The organism is Streptomyces sp. NRRL S-920, from assembly GCF_000717945.1.
Lineage (GTDB): Bacteria > Actinomycetota > Actinomycetes > Streptomycetales > Streptomycetaceae > Streptomyces > Streptomyces alboniger.
In genome coordinates, this window is record NZ_JODF01000027.1 from 39,047 (window position 1) to 57,089 (window position 18,043).

16 protein-coding genes and 1 pseudogene are annotated in these 18,043 nt (G+C 71.8%); 11 read left to right on the forward strand and 6 right to left on the reverse strand.

Annotated features, from left to right (window positions below):
• Positions 1–18 precede the first annotated feature (18 nt).
• The 4 genes from IG54_RS0120165 to IG54_RS0120180 all read left to right on the forward strand — a co-directional run bounded on the left by IG54_RS0120165 (position 19) and on the right by IG54_RS0120180 (position 4,746).
• Positions 19–1,281 carry an acyl-CoA dehydrogenase family protein gene (locus IG54_RS0120165; protein ID WP_030785985.1) on the forward strand — a complete coding sequence of 421 codons (1,263 nt, stop codon included), beginning with the start codon at positions 19–21 and terminating at the stop codon, positions 1,279–1,281.
• Positions 1,281–2,267 (forward strand): acyl-CoA dehydrogenase family protein, encoded by a 987-nt coding sequence (locus IG54_RS0120170; RefSeq protein ID WP_030785987.1) that lies wholly within the window; start codon positions 1,281–1,283, stop codon positions 2,265–2,267. The genes IG54_RS0120165 and IG54_RS0120170 overlap by 1 nt, the downstream gene beginning before the upstream one ends.
• 278 nt (positions 2,268–2,545) lie before the next feature.
• Positions 2,546–3,730 carry an anhydro-N-acetylmuramic acid kinase gene (locus IG54_RS0120175; protein ID WP_030785990.1) on the forward strand — a complete coding sequence of 395 codons (1,185 nt, stop codon included), beginning with the start codon at positions 2,546–2,548 and terminating at the stop codon, positions 3,728–3,730.
• 74 nt (positions 3,731–3,804) lie between these two features.
• Positions 3,805–4,746, forward strand: a complete 942-nt coding sequence (locus IG54_RS0120180) for a DUF2510 domain-containing protein (protein ID WP_030785993.1) — start codon at positions 3,805–3,807, stop codon at positions 4,744–4,746.
• A 153-nt stretch (positions 4,747–4,899) separates the two neighbouring features.
• Here IG54_RS0120180 and IG54_RS0120185 read toward each other — a convergent pair whose 3' ends face one another.
• Complete coding sequence (locus IG54_RS0120185) at positions 4,900–5,484, reverse strand: TetR/AcrR family transcriptional regulator (RefSeq protein WP_030785996.1); 585 nt, start codon at positions 5,482–5,484, stop codon at positions 4,900–4,902.
• Between the two features lie 160 nt (positions 5,485–5,644).
• On the opposite strand from IG54_RS0120185, the gene IG54_RS0120190 reads away from it, so the two are divergent.
• On the forward strand, positions 5,645–6,511 hold the full coding sequence (locus IG54_RS0120190) for a phosphatase PAP2 family protein (RefSeq protein WP_030785999.1): 867 nt from the start codon (positions 5,645–5,647) through the stop codon (positions 6,509–6,511).
• Entirely contained in the window at positions 6,508–7,419 is a 912-nt protein-coding gene (locus IG54_RS0120195) for a DMT family transporter (RefSeq protein ID WP_030786002.1), read from the forward strand. The genes IG54_RS0120190 and IG54_RS0120195 overlap by 4 nt, the downstream gene beginning before the upstream one ends.
• A gap of 11 nt (positions 7,420–7,430) precedes the next feature.
• Here the strand turns inward: IG54_RS0120195 and IG54_RS40350 are convergent.
• Positions 7,431–7,969, reverse strand: a pseudogene (locus IG54_RS40350) (phospholipid scramblase-related protein); the annotation flags it as partial.
• Positions 7,966–10,023, reverse strand: coding sequence for a phosphocholine-specific phospholipase C (locus IG54_RS0120205; protein ID WP_030786008.1), 2,058 nt, complete (start codon positions 10,021–10,023; stop codon positions 7,966–7,968). The gene IG54_RS0120205 and the pseudogene IG54_RS40350, both read right to left, overlap by 4 nt.
• Positions 10,024–10,279: 256 nt before the next feature.
• Here IG54_RS0120205 and IG54_RS0120210 point away from each other — a divergent pair, with 256 nt between their 5' ends.
• Positions 10,280–11,458 (forward strand): serine hydrolase domain-containing protein, encoded by a 1,179-nt coding sequence (locus IG54_RS0120210; protein ID WP_030786010.1) that lies wholly within the window; start codon positions 10,280–10,282, stop codon positions 11,456–11,458.
• Between the two features lie 38 nt (positions 11,459–11,496).
• The gene (locus IG54_RS0120215) at positions 11,497–11,997 is read left to right on the forward strand and encodes an FBP domain-containing protein (RefSeq protein ID WP_030786012.1); all 501 of its coding nucleotides are present in this window, start codon (positions 11,497–11,499) and stop codon (positions 11,995–11,997) included.
• An 18-nt stretch (positions 11,998–12,015) separates the two neighbouring features.
• Here IG54_RS0120215 and IG54_RS0120220 read toward each other — a convergent pair whose 3' ends face one another.
• Entirely contained in the window at positions 12,016–12,405 is a 390-nt protein-coding gene (locus IG54_RS0120220; RefSeq protein WP_030786016.1) for a (2Fe-2S) ferredoxin domain-containing protein, read from the reverse strand.
• A 7-nt stretch (positions 12,406–12,412) separates the two neighbouring features.
• Positions 12,413–13,753 (reverse strand): 6-phospho-beta-glucosidase, encoded by a 1,341-nt coding sequence (locus tag IG54_RS0120225; protein ID WP_030786019.1) that lies wholly within the window; start codon positions 13,751–13,753, stop codon positions 12,413–12,415.
• Positions 13,754–13,859: 106 nt separating this feature from the next.
• Between IG54_RS0120225 and IG54_RS0120230 the strand changes: the two genes are divergently transcribed.
• The 3 genes from IG54_RS0120230 to IG54_RS0120240 all read left to right on the forward strand — a co-directional run bounded on the left by IG54_RS0120230 (position 13,860) and on the right by IG54_RS0120240 (position 16,969).
• The gene (locus IG54_RS0120230; protein ID WP_037897484.1) at positions 13,860–14,723 is read left to right on the forward strand and encodes a hypothetical protein; all 864 of its coding nucleotides are present in this window, start codon (positions 13,860–13,862) and stop codon (positions 14,721–14,723) included.
• Positions 14,724–14,820: 97 nt separating this feature from the next.
• Positions 14,821–16,143: an MFS transporter gene (locus IG54_RS0120235; protein ID WP_078594302.1), complete on the forward strand. Its 1,323-nt coding sequence runs from the start codon at positions 14,821–14,823 to the stop codon at positions 16,141–16,143.
• A 100-nt stretch (positions 16,144–16,243) separates the two neighbouring features.
• Positions 16,244–16,969, forward strand: coding sequence for a restriction endonuclease (locus IG54_RS0120240; RefSeq protein WP_030786028.1), 726 nt, complete (start codon positions 16,244–16,246; stop codon positions 16,967–16,969).
• On the opposite strand, the gene IG54_RS0120245 is transcribed toward IG54_RS0120240, so the two are convergent.
• Positions 16,959–18,017 carry a vWA domain-containing protein gene (locus IG54_RS0120245; protein WP_030786031.1) on the reverse strand — a complete coding sequence of 353 codons (1,059 nt, stop codon included), beginning with the start codon at positions 18,015–18,017 and terminating at the stop codon, positions 16,959–16,961. The genes IG54_RS0120240 and IG54_RS0120245 overlap by 11 nt on opposite strands.
• Between the last annotated feature and the right edge of the window lie 26 nt (positions 18,018–18,043).

An 18,043-nucleotide genomic window follows, 5' to 3' on the forward strand; every position in this document is an offset into this window, starting at 1 on the left:
GCCGTGGGAGGTGGGTGGATGGACCTCGACTTCGACGCCGAGGATGAGGAGTTCCGGCGGCGGGCCCGTGACTGGCTCGCGGCGCACGTGCCGACCGTGCCGCTGCCCTCCCTGGAGACCGAGGAGGGTTTCGCGGCCCACCGGGAGTGGGAGCGCGTGCTCGCGGCCGACCGCTGGTCGGTGGTGTCCTGGCCGAAGGAGTACGGCGGTCAGGGCGTCGACCTCGTGAAGTGGCTGGTGTTCGAGGAGGAGTACTACGCGGCGGGGGCGCCGGCCCGGGTCTCGCAGAACGGCATCAGTCTCCTCGCGCCGACGCTTCTCGACTTCGGCACCGCCGAGCAGCGCGCGCGGGTGCTGCCCGCCATGGCGACCGGCGAGGTGATCTGGGCGCAGGCCTGGTCGGAGCCGGAGGCCGGGTCCGACCTGGCGTCGCTGCGCTCCACCGCCCGCCGTACGGAAGGCGGTTGGCGTCTGAACGGACACAAGACCTGGTCGTCACGGGCCGCCTTCGCCGACCGCGCGTTCGGCCTCTTCCGCAACGAGCCGCCGTATGAGCCCGGGTTCGAGGCCAGGTACGAGGCCCGCCGCGAGGCCGGTTCCGGCGCCGCGGGCAAGCCGCACCAAGGACTCACCTATCTGATGTTCCCGCTCGACACGGACGGGGTGACGGTCCGCCCAGTCGGCCGCCTGGACGGCAAGCCAGCCTTCGCCGAACTCTTCCTCGACGACGTCTTCGTACCCGACGAGGACGTCATCGGCGAGCCGGGCCAGGGCTGGCGGATCGCCATGTCGACCACGGGCGACGAGCGCGGCTTGAGGCTGCGCTCCCCCGGGCGCTTCCTCGCTTCCGCGGACCGTCTCGCGCGACGCTGGCGGGCGGAGGCGGATCCGGCGGACACCGCGCTGCGCGACCGGGTCGCCGACGCCGTCATCGGGGCGCGCGCCTACGAGTTGTTCACCTGGGCCTGCGCGTCGCGCTTCGCGGCCGGGGAGAGGATCGGCGCCGAGTCCAGCCTCAACAAGGTCTTCTGGTCGGAGTACGACATCGCCCTCCACGAGACGGCACTGGACCTGCTGGGTGCGGAGGGCGAACTGGCCGAGGGCGAACCGGCCCAAGGCGCACCGGCCCAAGGCGCACCGGCCGAAGGCGACACAGCGGGGCAGGACTGGATGGAGGGGTACGTCTTCTCGCTCGCCGGACCCATCTACGCCGGGACCAACGAGATCCAGCGCGACATCATCGCCGAGCGCCTGCTCGGGCTGCCGAAGGGGCGCCGCTGATGAGGTTTCTCCTCGACGCCGAGCAGCGGGAGTTCGCGCGCTCGTTGGACGCGATGCTGACGGCGGCCGACACCGTGGCGGCCACGCGCGCGTGGGGCACCGGTGACTACACGCGTGGGCGGGCGGTGTGGGCGCGGCTGGCGGACGCGGGGGTCTTCGCGCTGCCGGTTCCGCCGTCGTACGAGGGCGTGGGCCCGCTGCCCGTCGAAACGACTGTCGCCTTCGTGGAGTTGGGGCGGCACGCGGTGCCGGGTCCAGCGGTGGAGACGGTGGCAGCGGAGGCACTTCTCGTCCGCCTGGCGGAGCTGGGTGAGCCGGAACCGGCCAAACGCTTCCTGCCTGCGCTCGCTTCCGGTGCGGCGTGCGCGACCCTGACGCTGCCCCACGGCGGGCCGTACGCGCTGGACGCGCAGGAGGCGGGCCTGATCATGGCCGTGGCGGGCGATGAGCTGCGGCTCGCCCCCGGGCACGCGCGCGTGCGTCGGTCCCTCGACCCCGCGCGACGCCTCGCCGCGCCGCTGCCCGGCGGTGAACTGCTCGCCGCGGGCCCCGCCGTGACCGCCGCGGCACGGCACGCGACGGACTGGGCCGCACTGGCCACCGCCGCGCAGGCGCTCGGTGTCGGGTTCGCGCTGCTCGACAGGACGGTGGCGTACGTGAAGCAGCGCACCCAGTTCGGATCGCCGATCGGAGCGTTCCAGGCCGTCAAACACCGGCTCGCGGACGTCCTGGTCGGGCTGGAGTTCGCGAGGCCCTTGGTGATGGGCGCCGCGGTGACGATGGCTCCGGGTGACATAGCCGCCGCCAAGGTGGCGGCGACCGAGACGGCGTACGCGGCATCCCGCGCCGCTCTCCAGCTCCACGGGGCGATCGGGTACACCGCGGAACTGGACCTCTCCCTGTGGCTCACCAAGGCGCGTGCGCTGCGCGGGGCGTGGGGGGACCCAGGGGTGTGGAGGGGGCAAGTCCTGACCGAATGGGAGTGAGGGGCACCCACGTCCCCGCCCAGAGGCGGCGCGCGACGCACGGCGGGCGGGCGGCGCAGAGGCCAGGCGCTCGGCGCACGGCCCGCGCGGGAGACGCGCCCCGCGCCTCGGTCACGGTCGGGGGCGCGTCCCGTGGCCCCGGGAGGCGCGGCGCACCGGCCGGGCGGGGCCGCTACCCGGCTGCACCCCGTGCCGCTTTCGGACAAGACGCGTCGCCCGCCTCCCACGGGATGCGATGATCAAGCTCATTGGTGCGCCGACCGAGAAGGAGGCCCCACGTGCGCGTGATCGGGCTCATGTCAGGGACCTCGTACGACGCCATCGACGCGGCCGCGGCCGATCTGACCCTCGACGGGGACCGCCTGGCACTCACCCCCCTCGGGCTGATCAGCCGTGGCTACGACGAAGGGCTGCGCGCCGCGCTCGCCGCCGCGCTGCCGCCCGCGACCACCACGCTCGCCGACGTCTGCCGCCTGGACACCGCCATCGGCCGCGCCTTCGCCGCCGCCGCGGTCGAGGCGGACCGCGAACTGTGCGACGGGGAGGCCGAGTTGGTGGCCTCGCACGGTCAGACGGTCTACCACTGGGTGGCGGACGGGCAGGTGCGCGGCACCCTTCAGATCGGCCAGCCCGCGTGGATCGCCGAAGCGACGGGCCTTCCGGTGGTCGCCGACTTCCGTCCACGCGACATCGCCGCGGGCGGCCAGGGCGCGCCCCTGGTCAGCCTGGTGGACCGGATGTGGCTGCGCGGCCGCCCCGGCGCCCCCGCCGCGCTGAACCTCGGCGGCATCGCGAACATCACCGCCGCCGACGGCACGGCCTTCGACACGGGCCCCGCCAACGCCCTGATCGACGCCGCGGTGGGCGAGGCGACGGGCGGTCGCCTCGCCTACGACCTGGACGGCCGGATCGCCGCTCGGGGGACGGTCCACGAAGCTCTCCTCGACCGCCTCCTCGCCGAGCCGTACTACGCGCTCCCGGCACCGAAGACGACGGGCAAGGAACTCTTCCATCTGCCCTATCTGCGGGCGGCGTTGCAGGGGTTCGAGGCGCTGTCCACCGAGGACGTCGTCGCCACGCTCACCCGGCTCACCGCCCGCACGGCCGCCGACGCCGTCCGCTCGGTGCGGGCCTCGGAGGTCATCGTCTCCGGCGGGGGCACCCGCAATCCGGTACTGATGGCCTTCCTGCGGGAGGAGTTGGGGGGCGTGGCTCCGGTACGCACCTCGGACGAGCTGGGCCTGCCGTCCGTGGCGAAGGAGGCGTACGCCTTCGCGGTCCTCGGCTTCCTGACGCTGCACGGCCTGCCGGGAACGGTCCCGACGAGCACGGGGGCGCGGCACGCCAGCGTGCTGGGCTCGATCACACCGGGGCGACGGGGTATGCGGTGGCCCGACACGGTCCCCGAGAGGGACGCTCCGGCGCGTCTGGTCGTCAACGGCCATGGGAGCCGGGGGCGGTAGGCCGGCGAGGATCGTTCGCCTTGGGGCGGCCCCCTCTCATGCCGCTTTCACGCGGGGCTCATACTCTGGCGCCCATGACGCAGATGACTCCCCCAGGCTGGTACCCCGATCCCGGCCATACCCCCGGCGGTCCGCCCACCGAGCGCTGGTGGGACGGGAACGTATGGACGGATCAGGTGCGGGCCGCGGGCACGCACACGTATCCGACCCAGGCGGCCTTTCCGGCCCATCCGGGACAGGCCCCCGCGCCCCGGCGCGGTCTGCGCGTCGCGATAGCCGTCGGCGTGGTGCTCGTCGTCCTCGCCGGGATAGGCGGCGGCGTGTACGCCCTGACGGCGGACGACGACGGAGGCGGGGACGGCTCCGCGGCCAAGGAGCCGTCGAGCGGCGCCCCGCAGAATCCGAAGGGCTCCGAGGCCCCCGACGAGCCGCGGTCGCCGGACGGCTCGGAGGACCCGGAGGACCCTGGTCAGGAGGCCGGTTTCGCGAACGACTCGGTGAACGGCATCAAGATCCCCGTACCGGACGGCTGGCGGGGCGGGCCCACCAGGTTCGGCGCGGGGGTGCAGACGGCCCCGATCCCCTGCCCCGGGAACACCCAGGAGCAGTGCACCCGCGGCAGCGCGTACTCCCAGAACGCCAAGAAGCTCGACATCGACGCCAAGACGCCCGAGGCGGCGGCCAAGGCGGACATCAAGCAGAACGCGAAGGAGGGGTACGGCGGCAAGACCTACGGCCGTATCACCTCGCACAAGGTGCTGGCCTCCAAGTCCATCACCGTGGCGGGCCAGAAGGGCTACCACGTCCGCTGGAAGGCCGTCACGGAGAAGAGCGACGACGGTTACGTCGAATCGCTCGCCTTCCCCTCCCCCGCCGACAAGTCGGAGATCATCATCGTCCGCATGGGCATCGACGACAACGACGACGCCCCTTCGCCGTCCTACCTGGACCAGATCGCGAAGGGCATCAAGGCGGGCTCCACGAGCGGGGGCGCGGGAGCCGGGCAGGACGTCTAGCCGGACAGGCATCGCCTACGCCCTAGGGGCCGGGCGGGGTTCCTCGCCGCTCAGGAGGAACCCCGTCCGGCCCGGGGGTGCGCGCCGCCCCCGTCCCCACGGTGCGGCGCGGGCAGGCCCGAGTCGCGTCATCCAACCGACTCGGGCCCACGATCAGGTGAGGCCGAGCGCGGGCAGCACGCAGGCCTCGACGAAGCGGGTCAGATACTCCTGGTCGGCGTGCGCGCCCTCCAGGACCGGCCGCGCCCGCAGCACGCCGAACAGCTGCACCGTGAGGAACTCCACCGCCGGGTGCCCCTCCGGGATCTCGCCGCGCTCGACGCCCCGCCGGATGATCGCGTCCATGGCCTGTAGCTCCGGCTCGACCAGCGTCTCGCGCAGGACCCGTTGCAGGCCCACGTCCTGGAGGACGGCGTGGCTGAGCGCCTGGACCAGCATCGTGTCCCGCCCCGACTGCTCGCCCGCGGCCCTGGCGGCCTCGCGCAGGTCCCCGGCGAGGCTGCCGGTGTCGATCCCCGCGAACCGCACACAGCGGTTGGCCCGCAGCGCGGCCGCCACGAACTGGGGCTTGGTCTTCCACTGGCGGTAGAGCGTGGACTTGCTGCACCGGGTGCGGGCGGCCACGCCCTCCATGGTCAGAGCCTCGTAACCGCTCTCGCGGAGCTGGTCGAGGACGGCGTCGTAGAACTCCTGCTCACGCTCCGGCGTGATCTTCGAGCGGCTCGACGTCGACGTCATGGCTCTTCCCCTCGGTGCGGCGGCCGGATCGGCTCGATCAGCCCTCTTCGATACGCCAGTGTACCGGTACGCCGCCGTATCGGTACACTGGCGTATCGATGAGCGGGGTGATCCTCGCTCGACACCGCACTACCCAGTCATCACGCAAAGGGGCCGGGGGATGGAATCCCGAACCGAGCCTGCCGAACGGGAGCCGGACATCACCGTCCGGGAGCCGGACGCCACCGTCGTCCGGAAGCCGGACATATCTGCCCGACCGCCCCTCGTCCGCGAGCTACTCCTCGTCGTAGGACTCTTCCTCGTCTACAAATTCGGCAGGCAGCTCGCCAACGGACACACCGGCGAGGCGTTCCGCAACGCGCACCGCGTGTGGGACACCGAGCGGACGCTGCGCCTGCCCGGCGAGGGCACCGTGCAGGACGCCCTGCTGAGCGGCGACACGCTGATCCACGCCGCGAACACCTACTACGCGACCGTGCACTTCCCGGCGACGCTGCTCTTCCTCGTCTGGCTCTACCTGCGCCGGCCCCGGCACTACGTCTGGACGCGGCGGGTCCTCGCCGCGCTGACCGCCGCCGCGCTCGTACTGCACCTCGGCTTTCCGCTCGCGCCGCCGCGGATGCTGGACGCCGCGCACCTCGTGGACACGGCGCAGGTGTACGGGCCCTCGGTCTACGCCGCCAAACCCGCGACCGACACCATGGCCAACCAGTTCGCGGCCATGCCCTCCCTGCACTTCGGCTGGGCGCTGATGCTCGCCATCGGCATGATCGTCGCGACCTCGACGCGGTGGCGCTGGCTGTGGCTGCTGCATCCGCTGCTGACGCTGCTCGTGATCGTCGGCACCGCGAACCACTACTGGCTCGACGCCCTCGCGGCCACGGCGCTGCTCGGTATCGCGCTCGCGGTCATCCGGCTGCCGCGTCCGGCCCGGTCGCTGGTGGTACGCCGCTCCGGGGACCCCCGGCCCGGCCCGGCACCGGAGGTGCCCTCCCCCGCTCTGGCCGTCTCGGGGGCCGGACAGTGAGCGCCACGCTTCTCGCCGTCGTGCTCTCCCTCGTCTCGGCGGGTGCGTACGCCGCTGCCGCCGTCGCCCAGGAGCGGCTCGCCTCGCGGGTCGCCGAGGGGGAGAGCGGGGTCCTGCGGATGCTCGGCAGCGGCACCTGGTGGTCGTCGGTCGGGCTCAACGCGGCCGCGGCCCTGCTGCACGTGGCCGCCCTGAAGTACGGGCCGCTCACGCTGGTCCAGCCGCTGGGGGCGCTCACCCTCGTCGTCGCCGTACCGCTCGGCGCGCGGCTCGCGGGGCGCCGGGTGACGCGCCTGGAGTGGCGCGGCACCGGGCTCACGCTCATCGGCCTCGGCGCGCTGCTCCTGACCGCTTCGGGACCGGCTCCGGACGACACCCTGACGGTGCCCGAGGCGCTGGCCGTGGCCGCCGCGACGACGGCGGTCATCGGGGTGCTCTCCCGGCCGGGCGCGCGGCCGGGGCTGCGGCACGCGACGGCGTCCGGCTTCGCCTCCGGGGTGGCCTCGGCGCTGACGCAGACCGTGACGGTCGCCGTGACCGACCGTTCGGGGCCACTGCTCGATCCGCAGGTCGTCGTGGTGGCGCTGCTGGTCGCCGCGCTCGCCGCCGGTGGCCTGCTGCTCTCGCAGACCGCCTACCGCGGCGGTCTGGGCGCGCCACTCGCCGTGGTGACCCTCTCGAACCCGGTGGCGGCTTCGGTCATCGGTGTGGCGCTGCTCGGCGAGCGGCTGCGGGGCGGCGCGGGCGGGATCTCCCTCGCGGTGGCGGGCGCGGCGCTCGCGGCCTGCGGGGTCGTGGTGCTGACGCGCTCACCGCGGGGCCCGGCGGCCGCCCCCGCGCCGGAGTTCCTGACGCCGATCCCCGGCCGCCCCGCGGAGCCGGCGACGCTGCATCTGTCCCGGTCCTGAGCAGTGGCGCCCTTCAGGGCGGTGTCGACGGTGAGGGCCGTGGCCACCACGAGGCTCAGGAGCGGCTCGGGCAGCTGGTAATGGATCTGTAGGACGTAGTTGTCCGCGGTGGTGAACATGGTCTTGGCGAGGCCTTCCCAGGTCTTCGTGATCCGGGCGACCTCGTTGTCCTCGTGGTCGACGATCGCGAAGTTCCAGGCACGCCAGTTCTCCGCCTTGATCGCGCCGACCTGCCGGCCGTCCGCCACGATCGCGAAGTTGATCTTGCCGATCACGTTCTGCTGGACGATCTCGCCGACCGGCTGCCCGTCGGCGCGCTCGACGATCACCCGCGACTTCATGAACTTCCGCGGGCGGGTCAGCATCATCCGCGGCTGACCGTAGGCGTCGCGGATCTCCAGCTTGTGGGGACCTGCTGGGCCGGGTGGGTCTGCTGGGTCCACTGGGAGCCGTCCCACCAGCGGAGCTGCTGGGGGTGGCCCTGGGGGTCCGGGTACCAGCCTGCGGGGTGGTGGACCGCCGCGCGCCCAGCGGTCCCGCGGACGCTCAGACGGTGATGATCGCCGGGTCGCTCACGCCCGCCGCGCCGGTCTCCACATGGCCGGCGAACCGCCGCAGGAAGCCCGGGTCGGTGTCGGACTTCACGGTCAGGTCGTACCAGCGCTTGGCCGAGCGCAGGTCGACGGTGTGCGACACGGTGGCGCCCGCCCTGACCTTGAACGTCTGGGGCGTGCCGCCGTAGGCGTTGGTCAGCGTGAGGTTCACGTCGGCGCTGCCCGCGTTCCTCAGGGTCAGCTTGAGGTTGCCGGTCGTCCCGTCGTGCCGGGCGGTGACCTCCGGGCCCGCCTTCTTGCCGGGGCCCTTGAAGGTGCGCAGGAAGCCGTTCGGGCCGAACACCGACAGGTCGTACGTGCCGTTGGAGTACGCCGAGTTCCAGGTGTCGGAGATCGTCCTGCCCGCCGCGGTGGTGTACGTCCAGGGGCCGTCGGTGCGGTTGGCGGAGCGGACGTGGAAGCAGACGCCCGCCTTGTCACCGCCGCCGAACGTCAGCGTGAACTTCCCGGCGGCCGCGTCCGCGCTGCCGTCCACCAGCGGGACGTACGGCAGGGGGCGCGCCGGGCGGGCTCCCCGCTCCTGCTTGGGCAGCGTGGACCTCGTGGGCGCCTTGGGGACGTAGTCGGGGTGGCGCTTGTTGTCCGGCGGCTCGTACGCGGCGGTGGCGGGCAGCTTTGCAGGGTCGGTGTCCTTGCCGCCGAAGTCGAAGGCGGAGGTGAGATCGCCGCAGATCGCGCGGCGCCACGGCGAGATGTTCGGCTCCTTGACGCCGAAGCGCCGCTCCATGAACCGGATGATCGACGTGTGGTCGAAGACCTCCGAGTTCACGAACCCGCCGGTGCTCCACGGCGAGACGACGATCATCGGGACGCGCTGCCCGAGGCCGTAGTGCCCGGCCGCGTAGGAGGCGTTGCCCGGGAAGTAGTCCAGGGTGGTCTCGACGGTGGACTTGCCCTGCGCGGCGTCCTTCGGCACGTACGGCGGGACGATGTGGTCGAAGTAGCCGTCGTTCTCGTCGTACGTGATGAACAGCGCGGTCTTGGCCCACACCTCGGGGTTGGAGGTGAGCGCGTCGAGGACCTGCGCGATGTACCAGGCGCCGTAGTTCACCGGCCAGTTGGGGTGCTCGGTGAAGGCCTCCGGGCAGGCGATGTAGGAGACCTGCGGGAGCCGGTCCGCCTTCACGTCGGCGGTGAGGAGGTCGAAGTAGCCGTCGCCCGCCTTGGCGTTGGTGCCGGTGCGGGCCTTGTCGTAGAGCGGGTCGCCGGGCTTGGCGCTCCGGTACTTGTTGAAGTAGAGCAGCGAGTTGTCGCCGTAGTTGCCCCGGTAGGCGTCGTCGATCCAGCCCCAGTGGCCCGCCGCGTCCAGGCCGTCGCCGATGTCCTGGTACACCTTCCAGGAGACGCCCGCCTGCTCCAGGCGCTCGGCGTACGTCGTCCAGTCGTAGCCCGCCTCCTGGTTGCCGAGGACGGGGCCACCGCCCTTGCCGTCGTTCCCGACGTGGCCGGTGAGCATGTAGTAGCGGTTGGGGTCCGTGGCCCCGATGAACGAGCAGTGATAGTCGTCACAGACGGTGAACGCGTCGGCGAGCGCGTAATGGAACGGTATGTCGTCGCGCGTGAGATATGCCATCGTCCGCTCGGACTTGGCGGGGATCCACTGGTCGTACTTGCCGTTGTTGAACGCCTTGTGGCCGCCGGCCCAGTCGTGGTCGAGGCCCGCGATGAACTGCATGCCGAGGTTCTCGGCGTCCGGGTGGAAGGGCAGCACCTCCTTGCCGCCGTTCGGCTGGTTCCAGACGGGCTTGCCGTTCGGCAGCGTCACCGGGCGGGGGTCACCGAAGCCGCGTACGCCCTTCAGCGTCCCGAAGTAGTGGTCGAACGACCGGTTCTCCTGCATCAGCACCACGACGTGCTCGACGTCCTCGATGGTGCCGGTGGCACGCCTCGCGGGCAGGGAGGCGGCGCGGGCGATGCTCTGATTGAGCACGGCGTAGGTCGCGGTGCCGCCGGCCAGCTGCATGAAACGGCGCCGGTTGAGTTCAGTCATGAATGTGTCGACCTCATGTGGTGTGGGGGACGCGAGCGGGTGAAGTGTGCCAAGGGGAGCAAGCGATACGGAAGGGATCGTGACCGGCGGGTGAAGAGAAGTCCAACCTCTGGTGGGCGGGACACAAGAACACCGCTCCGACGGCCCTGGCGTGGGGGTTTGCTCGTCGTGCCGCGGGGTAAATGCTGCGGGCAGCCACGCGGGAGGGGGGACGGGAGGGGGCTCCGCCGATTCGTCTCACCGCCTGGGAGAGTCCATGTCTGTGCGCGTCCACGGCAGCTGCGCGCCCGGTTTCGAGCGCGTACGCGAGGAGTTCGAGCGGAACTTCACCGAGCGCGGTGATCTGGGGGCGGCCGTCGCGGCCACGGTCGACGGCACATGCGTCGTGGACCTGTGGGGCGGTGACGCCGACCGGACGGGCACGCGCCCCTGGAAACGCGACACGCTGGTGAACGTGTACTCCACGACCAAGGGCATGACGGCCCTCTGCGCCCACCTGCTCGTGGAGCGCGGCGAGTTGGACCTGGACGCGCCGGTCGCGCGGTACTGGCCCCGATTCGCCGCGGCGGGCAAGGCGGACATTCCGGTGCGGTGGCTGCTGAGCCACCGCAGCGGCCTGATCGCGCCCCGGGAGCCCTTGGGCCCGGGTGCCGTGTACGACTGGGAGAAGGTGACCGGGGCGCTGGCGGACACCGCGCCGTGGTGGCGGCCGGGCACCGCGCAGGGCTATCACGCGGTGACGTTCGGCTTCCTGGTCGGTGAACTCGTACGGAGGGTCAGCGGGGTCTCGCTCGGCACGTTTCTGCGCTCCGAGGTGACCGGGCCGCTCGGCGCGGATGTCTTCGTCGGCACGCCGGAGAGCGAGCAGGGGCGGTGCGCGGACATGGCACCGACCCTCGGCGGCTCGCGCCGGGCGCTCGGCGGGGCTCCCGCGCCCCCGGTCGGCGGTCTCGACGAGCACCCGCTGGCACCGGCCACGCTGGCCTTCGACTACCTGCCGCTCGACGACGTGAACGGCGCGGCCTACCGCGGTGCGGAGATCCCGGCCACCAACGGCCACGCCACCGCGCGTGGACTCGCCGCGGTGTACGGGGTGTTGGCGGGCGGCGGGCTGCTCGCGGCCGAGACGGTGGAGCGGCTGCGCACGCCGCACAGCGGCGGCGACGAGCCCGACCTGGTACTGCGGGTGGTCACGCCGCTCGCCGAGAGGTGGCCGTGGGGCCTCGGCTACATGCTCAACCAGTACGGGCAGGCGGGACCCAACCCGCGCGCCTTCGGGCACGGCGGCCTCGGCGGGTCGTACGCCTTCGCCGACCCGGAGAACCGCGTCTCGTACGCGTACACGATGAACCGCGTGGGTGCCGGGACGTCCGGTGAGGATCTGCGCAGCGTCCACCTGGTCGGGGCGCTCTACAGAGCGCTGAGGGAAAAATAGGACGACGGTTCCGTTTGTCCGTTGATACCTTCCGGATCATGGAACCCGTCAGTGAAAAAGAGATCCGCGCCTCTTTCGTGAACTGCTCCAAGGGCGAGGCGAGCAGGCTCACGCTGCCGGCGGACTTCGCCGACACCCCCTGGCAGGACCTGGACTTCCTGGGCTGGCGCGACCCCAAGGCCCCCGAGCGCGGCTACGCGGTGACGTGGCGGGACGGCAAGCCCGTCGGCATCGCGCTGCGCGCCTCCAGCGGGCCGCGCAAGAGCCTGCTCAAGTCCAGCATCTGCTCGGTCTGCGTGACCCCGCAGTCCGGCTCGGGCATCACACTGCTGGTGGCCCCCAAGGCCGGAGCGGCGGGCCGCCAGGGCAACTCGGTGGGCCTGTACATCTGCGCGGACCTGGCGTGCTCCCTCTACGTACGCGGAAAGAAGACGACGGTGCTCGCGCGCCGCCTGGAGGAGAGCCTGTCGCCGCAGGAGCAGAACGCCAGGACCCTCCAGAACCTGCACGGCTTCCTGGACCAGGTCCTCGCGGGCTAGGGCGCGGACCGGAGGCGACTAGACGGCCCGGGGGTCGACCAGTTGCAGCGCCAGCGTCGGTGACGGCTCGGCGAGGCCGGGGCCGCCCGCCTCGGCCCAGGCGAGTATCTGCTCCAGCGACTCGTCGTCGGTGACGAAGCCGACCCAGGCCGCGCGGCCGCCGCGCCTGCGCCCCTCGTACGAGGGCTGGACGACGACGATGTTGGCCTGGCCGCACGGCCCGAGGCACTCGCTGGTGCGCACCGCGAACCGGCCGCGCGAGGCCGCCGCCGCCGACCGCAGCCGCTCCAGCTGCCAGGCGTGGTCGATGCCGGGGTTCTTGCGGGCGTCGCCGCAGCAGCAGCCCCGGCACACGACGAGCGTGCAGGGGCGGCGGGCTGCGGCACCGATGGAGACGACGGGACTCATGTCGTGATCATCTCAGGTACGCCAGACCGGGGTGCACACCCCGGTAGCCGTCCACCAGACGCCGTGCGACCGTCACCGAGTCGACGAGCGGGTGCAGCGCGAACGCCTTGACGGCGGTGGCGCGCGATCCGCTGTCGGCCGCGGCGAGCACCTCGCGCTCGACGGCCTTGACGGAGCACACCAGGCCGGTGGCGTGGCCCGGCAGCGGGTCCACCGCCATGGGGTGGGCGCCGTTGGCGTCGACGGAGCACGGCACCTCGATGACGGCGTCCGCGTCCAGGGCGGCGAGGGTCGTGCCGTTGCGGACGTTGAGGATCAGCGTCGCCCGCTCGTCCCGCGCGATGGCCCGCATCAGCGCGAGGGCGACCTTCTCGTACCCGCCGGACTCCAGGTCCTCCTCGGCCCGCTCCCCCACGCCCGCCGCTTGCCTGTTCTCCGCCATGTACGCCGCCTCGCGCTCGGCGAGCGTGTCGGTCCAGGTCCTGAGGGCGGGGGTGGCCGGCTGTCGCATGCTGTCGTAGAAGCGGGCCTGCTGGTCGTGTAGGAAGGCGCCGCGGGTCCGCTCCGCCTGCTGGTAGGCGCGTACGGTCTCGCGGTTGAAGTAGTAGTAGTGCAGGTATTCGTTGGGGATCGCGCCGAGCGACTGGAGCCAGTCGGCGCCGAAGAGCCTGCCCTGTTCGAAGGAGCCGAGGAGCCCGGGATCGGCGAGCAGGCGCGGCAGTTCGTCGCGGCCCGCGATGCGCAGGCCGCGCAGCCAGCCGAGGTGGTTGAGGCCCACGTAGTCGATGAAGGCCTCGTCGGGGTCGCCGCCGAGCACCTGCGCGACCCTGCGGCCGAGGCCCACGGGCGAGTCGCAGATGCCGATGACGCGGTCGCCGACGTGGCGCGACATCGCCTCGGTGACCAGGCCGGCGGGGTTGGTGAAGTTGATGACCCAGGCGTCCGGGGCCAGCCGGGCGACGCGGCGCGCGATGTCCACGGCGACGGGCACGGTCCGCAGCCCGTACGCGATGCCGCCCGCGCCGACCGTCTCCTGGCCGAGGACGCCTTCGGCGAGGGCGACGCGCTCGTCGGCCGCGCGTCCCTCCAGGCCGCCGACCCGGATCGCGGAGAACACGAAGTCGGCGCCGCGCAGCGCTTCGTCGAGGTCGGTGGTCGCGGTGACGAGGGGCGCGTCCGGGACGCCCGCGGCCTGCTCGACGAGGACGCGGGTGACAGCGCCGAGCCGCGCGGCGTCCAGGTCGTGCAGGACGACGTCGGTGACACGGCCCTCGGCACGGTCGCCGAGGAGGGCCCCGTACACGAGCGGCACGCGGAAACCGCCCCCGCCGAGAATCGCCAGCTTCACGTCTTCAACCGCCTTCTGTCGGACTGTTATCGACTGTTACCGCCGGGGCTCACGTTACGTACGATGACGCGGCAGCGTTTCGACCCCCCACGGAGGTAGCGCCCCGATGACCCTTTGGGAGGCATCAACCGCCCTGTTCGGTGCCGTCGCTCTGGCGGTGATGACGGGCGGCGGCGCGGCGGCCGCGCCCGCCCCTCCGCCGGGCGGCTGGCAGGAGTCCGGCACCTCGTACGTCAACTCCCTCACCGGCAGCCAGGGGCTCGCGAGCCGCGCGGACGGCGGGCTCCTCCACCGGGGGCTCGGCTCGATACCGCTCGCCCTGCGCGCCAAGGGCTGGGGGCACATCGGCGACCCCGACATCGCGGACGGGCACACCTTCGACGCCTACCAGGGCGGCGACGCCGCGAAGTCGAAGATGTTCGCGGTCACCACCCCCGGTGGGAAGCGCTACCTCTACGAGCATCAGCTCGACGCGGGCGAGAAGCTCAACAACTCCTTCGCCGCCGTCTCCCCGGACGCGCGCTGGCTGGTGTCCGGCGAGTGGGGCGACCAGAAGCGCCTCCAGGTCTTCCCCGCGCCGCTGCTCAACCCCTCGACGCCGTCGACCGGCGGGCCGCTCCCCCAGGCCGGGCAGATCACGCTCGACAAGCCCGTGCGGGACGTCCAGGGCTGCGACTTCGCCTCCGCCACGCGGCTGGTGTGCGCCTCGAACGACGCGTCCAAGGAGCTGTTCCCCGAGGACCGCCCGGTGCTCCAGGTCGACCTGGAGCGCGCGCTCGACGGGCGGCCCGTGACCGGCCGCGTCACCTCCCTCTTCGCCTCGCCGCGGCGCAGCGCCTGCGCCGGGACTTTCGAGACGGAGGGCGTGGACTACGACGCCGTGCGCCGCACCTTGCGCGTCGAGGTGGTGCCGCCGCTGCCGTGCCTGGTGACGACGGCGGTGTACGCGTACAAGCCGACGACCGGCTGACAGGGCTGATAGGGCTGACGGCGCCGGTACCGGGATGCCGTGTCCGTCTGACGGACACCACGTGTGCGGCGCCGCCGAGCAGGGGAGGGTCGTGGTCATGACACAGCAGGACGAGCAGGTGGCCGACGGCTCCCCCGCCCATGAGCCCGCGCACGAGCCCGATCGCGAGCGGCGCCCCGTACGGCAGTTGCTCGCCGCCTCCGTCGGCAACGCCGTGGAGTGGTACGACTGGTACGCGTACACCTTCCTCGCCACCTACATCGCCGACCAGGTCTTCCCCAAGAGCGCCGGGAACTCCCTGGTGCCGCTGCTCTCCACGTTCGCCGTCTTCGCCGTCGGCTTCTTCATGCGGCCGGTCGGCGGCCTGCTGATGGGCGCCGTCGCCGACCGGCGCGGCAGGCGGAGCGCGCTGACCGTCACCATCCTGCTGATGGGCGCCAGCAGTCTGCTGGTCGGCCTGACCCCGACCTACGCGTCCGTGGGTGTGCTCGCTCCGGTGGTGCTGGTCGCGGCGCGGCTACTCCAAGGGCTGTCCGTGGGCGGCGAGTTCGCCGCGTCGACCACCTTTCTCGTGGAGTCGGCGGGCCCGGGGCGACGCGGTCTGTTCTCCAGTTTCCAGTACGTCTCCACGACCGCCGGCCAGCTGGCCGCCTCGGGCGTCGCGGCACTGCTGGTCGCCACCCTCTCCGACGGACAGATGGACGGCTGGGGCTGGCGGCTGCCCTTCCTGCTCGGGGCGCTGCTCAGCCTGGCCGGCTTCTGGATCAGGCAGGGCGCGTACGAGACACATGAGCCCCCTGCCGAACGGGGCGAACGCCCCGGGCTCTTCGACGCCCTGCGCCGGCATCCGCGCCAGTCGCTGCTGATCTGCGGCATCACCGCGGGCGGCACCATCGCCTACTACACGTGGACGTCGTACCTGCCGACGTACGCCGAGCTGAACACCGACATCAGCAAGGGCCAGGCGCTGCTGGCGGGCACGCTCTCGCTCGCGTTCTTCGCCCTGCTCCAGCCGCTCGGCGGCCTGCTCTCGGACCGTGTGGGGCGCAGGCCGCTGCTTTTGTTCTTCGGCATCGGCTTCGCGGCCCTCAGCGTGCCGCTGCTGAAGTCCCTCTCGGGGTCGTTCCTTTCGCTGCTGCTCGTGCAGTGCGCCGGGATGGTGCTGCTCACCGGGTTCACGTCGATCTCGGCGGCGGTGAACGCGGAGGTGTTCCCCGCGAGGGTCCGCGCGGCCGGGATCGGCTTCCCGTACTCGCTGACCGTCGCGCTGTTCGGCGGCACGGCGCCGTACGTGGGGACCCTGTTCAAGGAGATCGGCTCCCCCGGGCTGTTCCCCGTGTACGTGGCCGTGCTGTGCCTCGTGTCGTCGGTGGTGTATCTGCGGTTGCCGGAGACGGCGCACAAGGACCTTGAAAGGTGAGTGCCCGCACCCGCACGTGCTCGGCCGCTCTTTTAACGATGTCGATCTAGGGCAGGCGTGGATGAGTGATCTTCGCCGGCGTTCATCGTGAGGGAGTGGCATGACCGTACCCACGCGTCCCCTTCGACGCAGGGACCGGGAACGGCGCTTCGACCTGCGCGCGACCGCCCTGTTCTTCGTTCTCCTGGCTGTCGTCCTGTGCGGCGCGGTCTTCCTGGCGCGCGCCGCGGCCCGCATGGTCGAGAGCCGCCCCCTGTGGATCGGTTCACTCCTCGCCGTGGGCCTCGCCGCCGCCTTACTTGGCCGTTCCCGGTGGCGCCGCTTCTCCGCGGCGAGGTATGCGCGGCGCGCGGCCGAAGCTCTGGACGAGGCGGCCGAGCAGGCTTCCGAGATCCTTGAGCCGACAGCCGTCCTTGCCGAGGCGCGGGTCGACTACGTCGACTACACCGCCCTCGACGCCGACGCCTTCGAGCAGGCCATAGCGGACCTGTGCGCGCGGGACGCGTGCCGGGACGTCGATGTGGTGGGCGGGGCATGCGACTTGGGCGCCGACGTCCTGGCGGTGGCCCCCGACGGGCGCCGGGTCGTCATCCAGTGCAAGCGGTACGGCGAGGACAACAAGGTCGGCTCACAGGACCTCCAGCGCTTCGGCGGTACGTGCTTCACCGTCCACGGCGCCGACGTGGCGGCGCTCGTCACCACGAGCGACTTCACCGCCCCCGCCCTCGAATACGCGCAGCAGTGCGGAATAGTCTGCGTGAACGGCGCGGACCTGGCGGCCTGGTGCGAAGGCACCGGGCCGTGCCCCTGGGAACTCAGAGCATGATGAGCAGACGCGTATTCGGCTTGAGTTTCCTGTTCACCGAGCGGCTCTGCACATAGACCTCCAGCTTGGGATTGTTGCCCGCCTTCACCGAGACGGTTCCCTGAATGCCCGTACCGAACAGAAGGCTGCGTGCCGCGTCTCCGGTATAGGCGCGGTCGGTGTCCTTCTCCACCACGATGACTTCCTTGTTCGGCTGGACCTGGGCACGGGCGCCCAATTGGTAATAGCACGCGCCACGTTCGTACGTCACTCCCGGATGCGAGTCGACGAAGGGACGGATCTCGGCCTCTTTGTCGACCTTCAGGAGCCGGTACTTGTTCGCCGGAATCGGCTCCAGGTTCGCCCGCACCTCGTCGATCGATATGTCCTGGCCGACGGCGAACAGATTCTTTGTGCCGCGCACACCCTTCTCGCGGGCCCGCAGGAAGCTGGTGGCGGCGGCGCGCACGGTGCCGATGGCCTCCTCGACGCCCTCCTGGGAGTCCGCGTCCCAGATGGCGATGTTCCCGGCCGGGAAGCCGTAGTTCTGCGCGGTGCGCTTGGCCAGGGAGTTCGGGACGAGGATCGCGGAGGTCCAGTGGCCGGGGAGCCCGCCCATCTTGGCCGCGATCCTGTCGAGCCAGGGGCCGAGGATGGCCATGTCGCCGTCATGCCGCCGGTCGCCGCCGGAGGCGTTCTCCTCGCCGTCCGTCACCACGATCTGGAGGAAGCTGTGCTCGCCGTATTCCTCCCATATATGGCCCAGGTCGTCCAGGGACTTCAGTGAGGCCTCGATGAGTGCCGTCGCCCCATTGTTCACCTGGTACAGGCCGCGCATGGACGGAAGGTGCTTCACGTCCATGTCCCAGACCAAATTCTCCACCCGGTGGTCGAATGAGTAGAGGCTGATGCGGGTCTCGTGGCCGAGGCTGTCCGATTCGGCCTTCAATCCCGCCACGAACTCGTCCACGACGCGCACGAGCTGATGCTCGTGCGGACGCATGGAACCCGAACAGTCCACTACCAGCGCGACGTGATTCACCTTGTGCTGAATCCTGTTGGCGGACATGCTGCTGCTCCTTCTCCCCAGGCTTA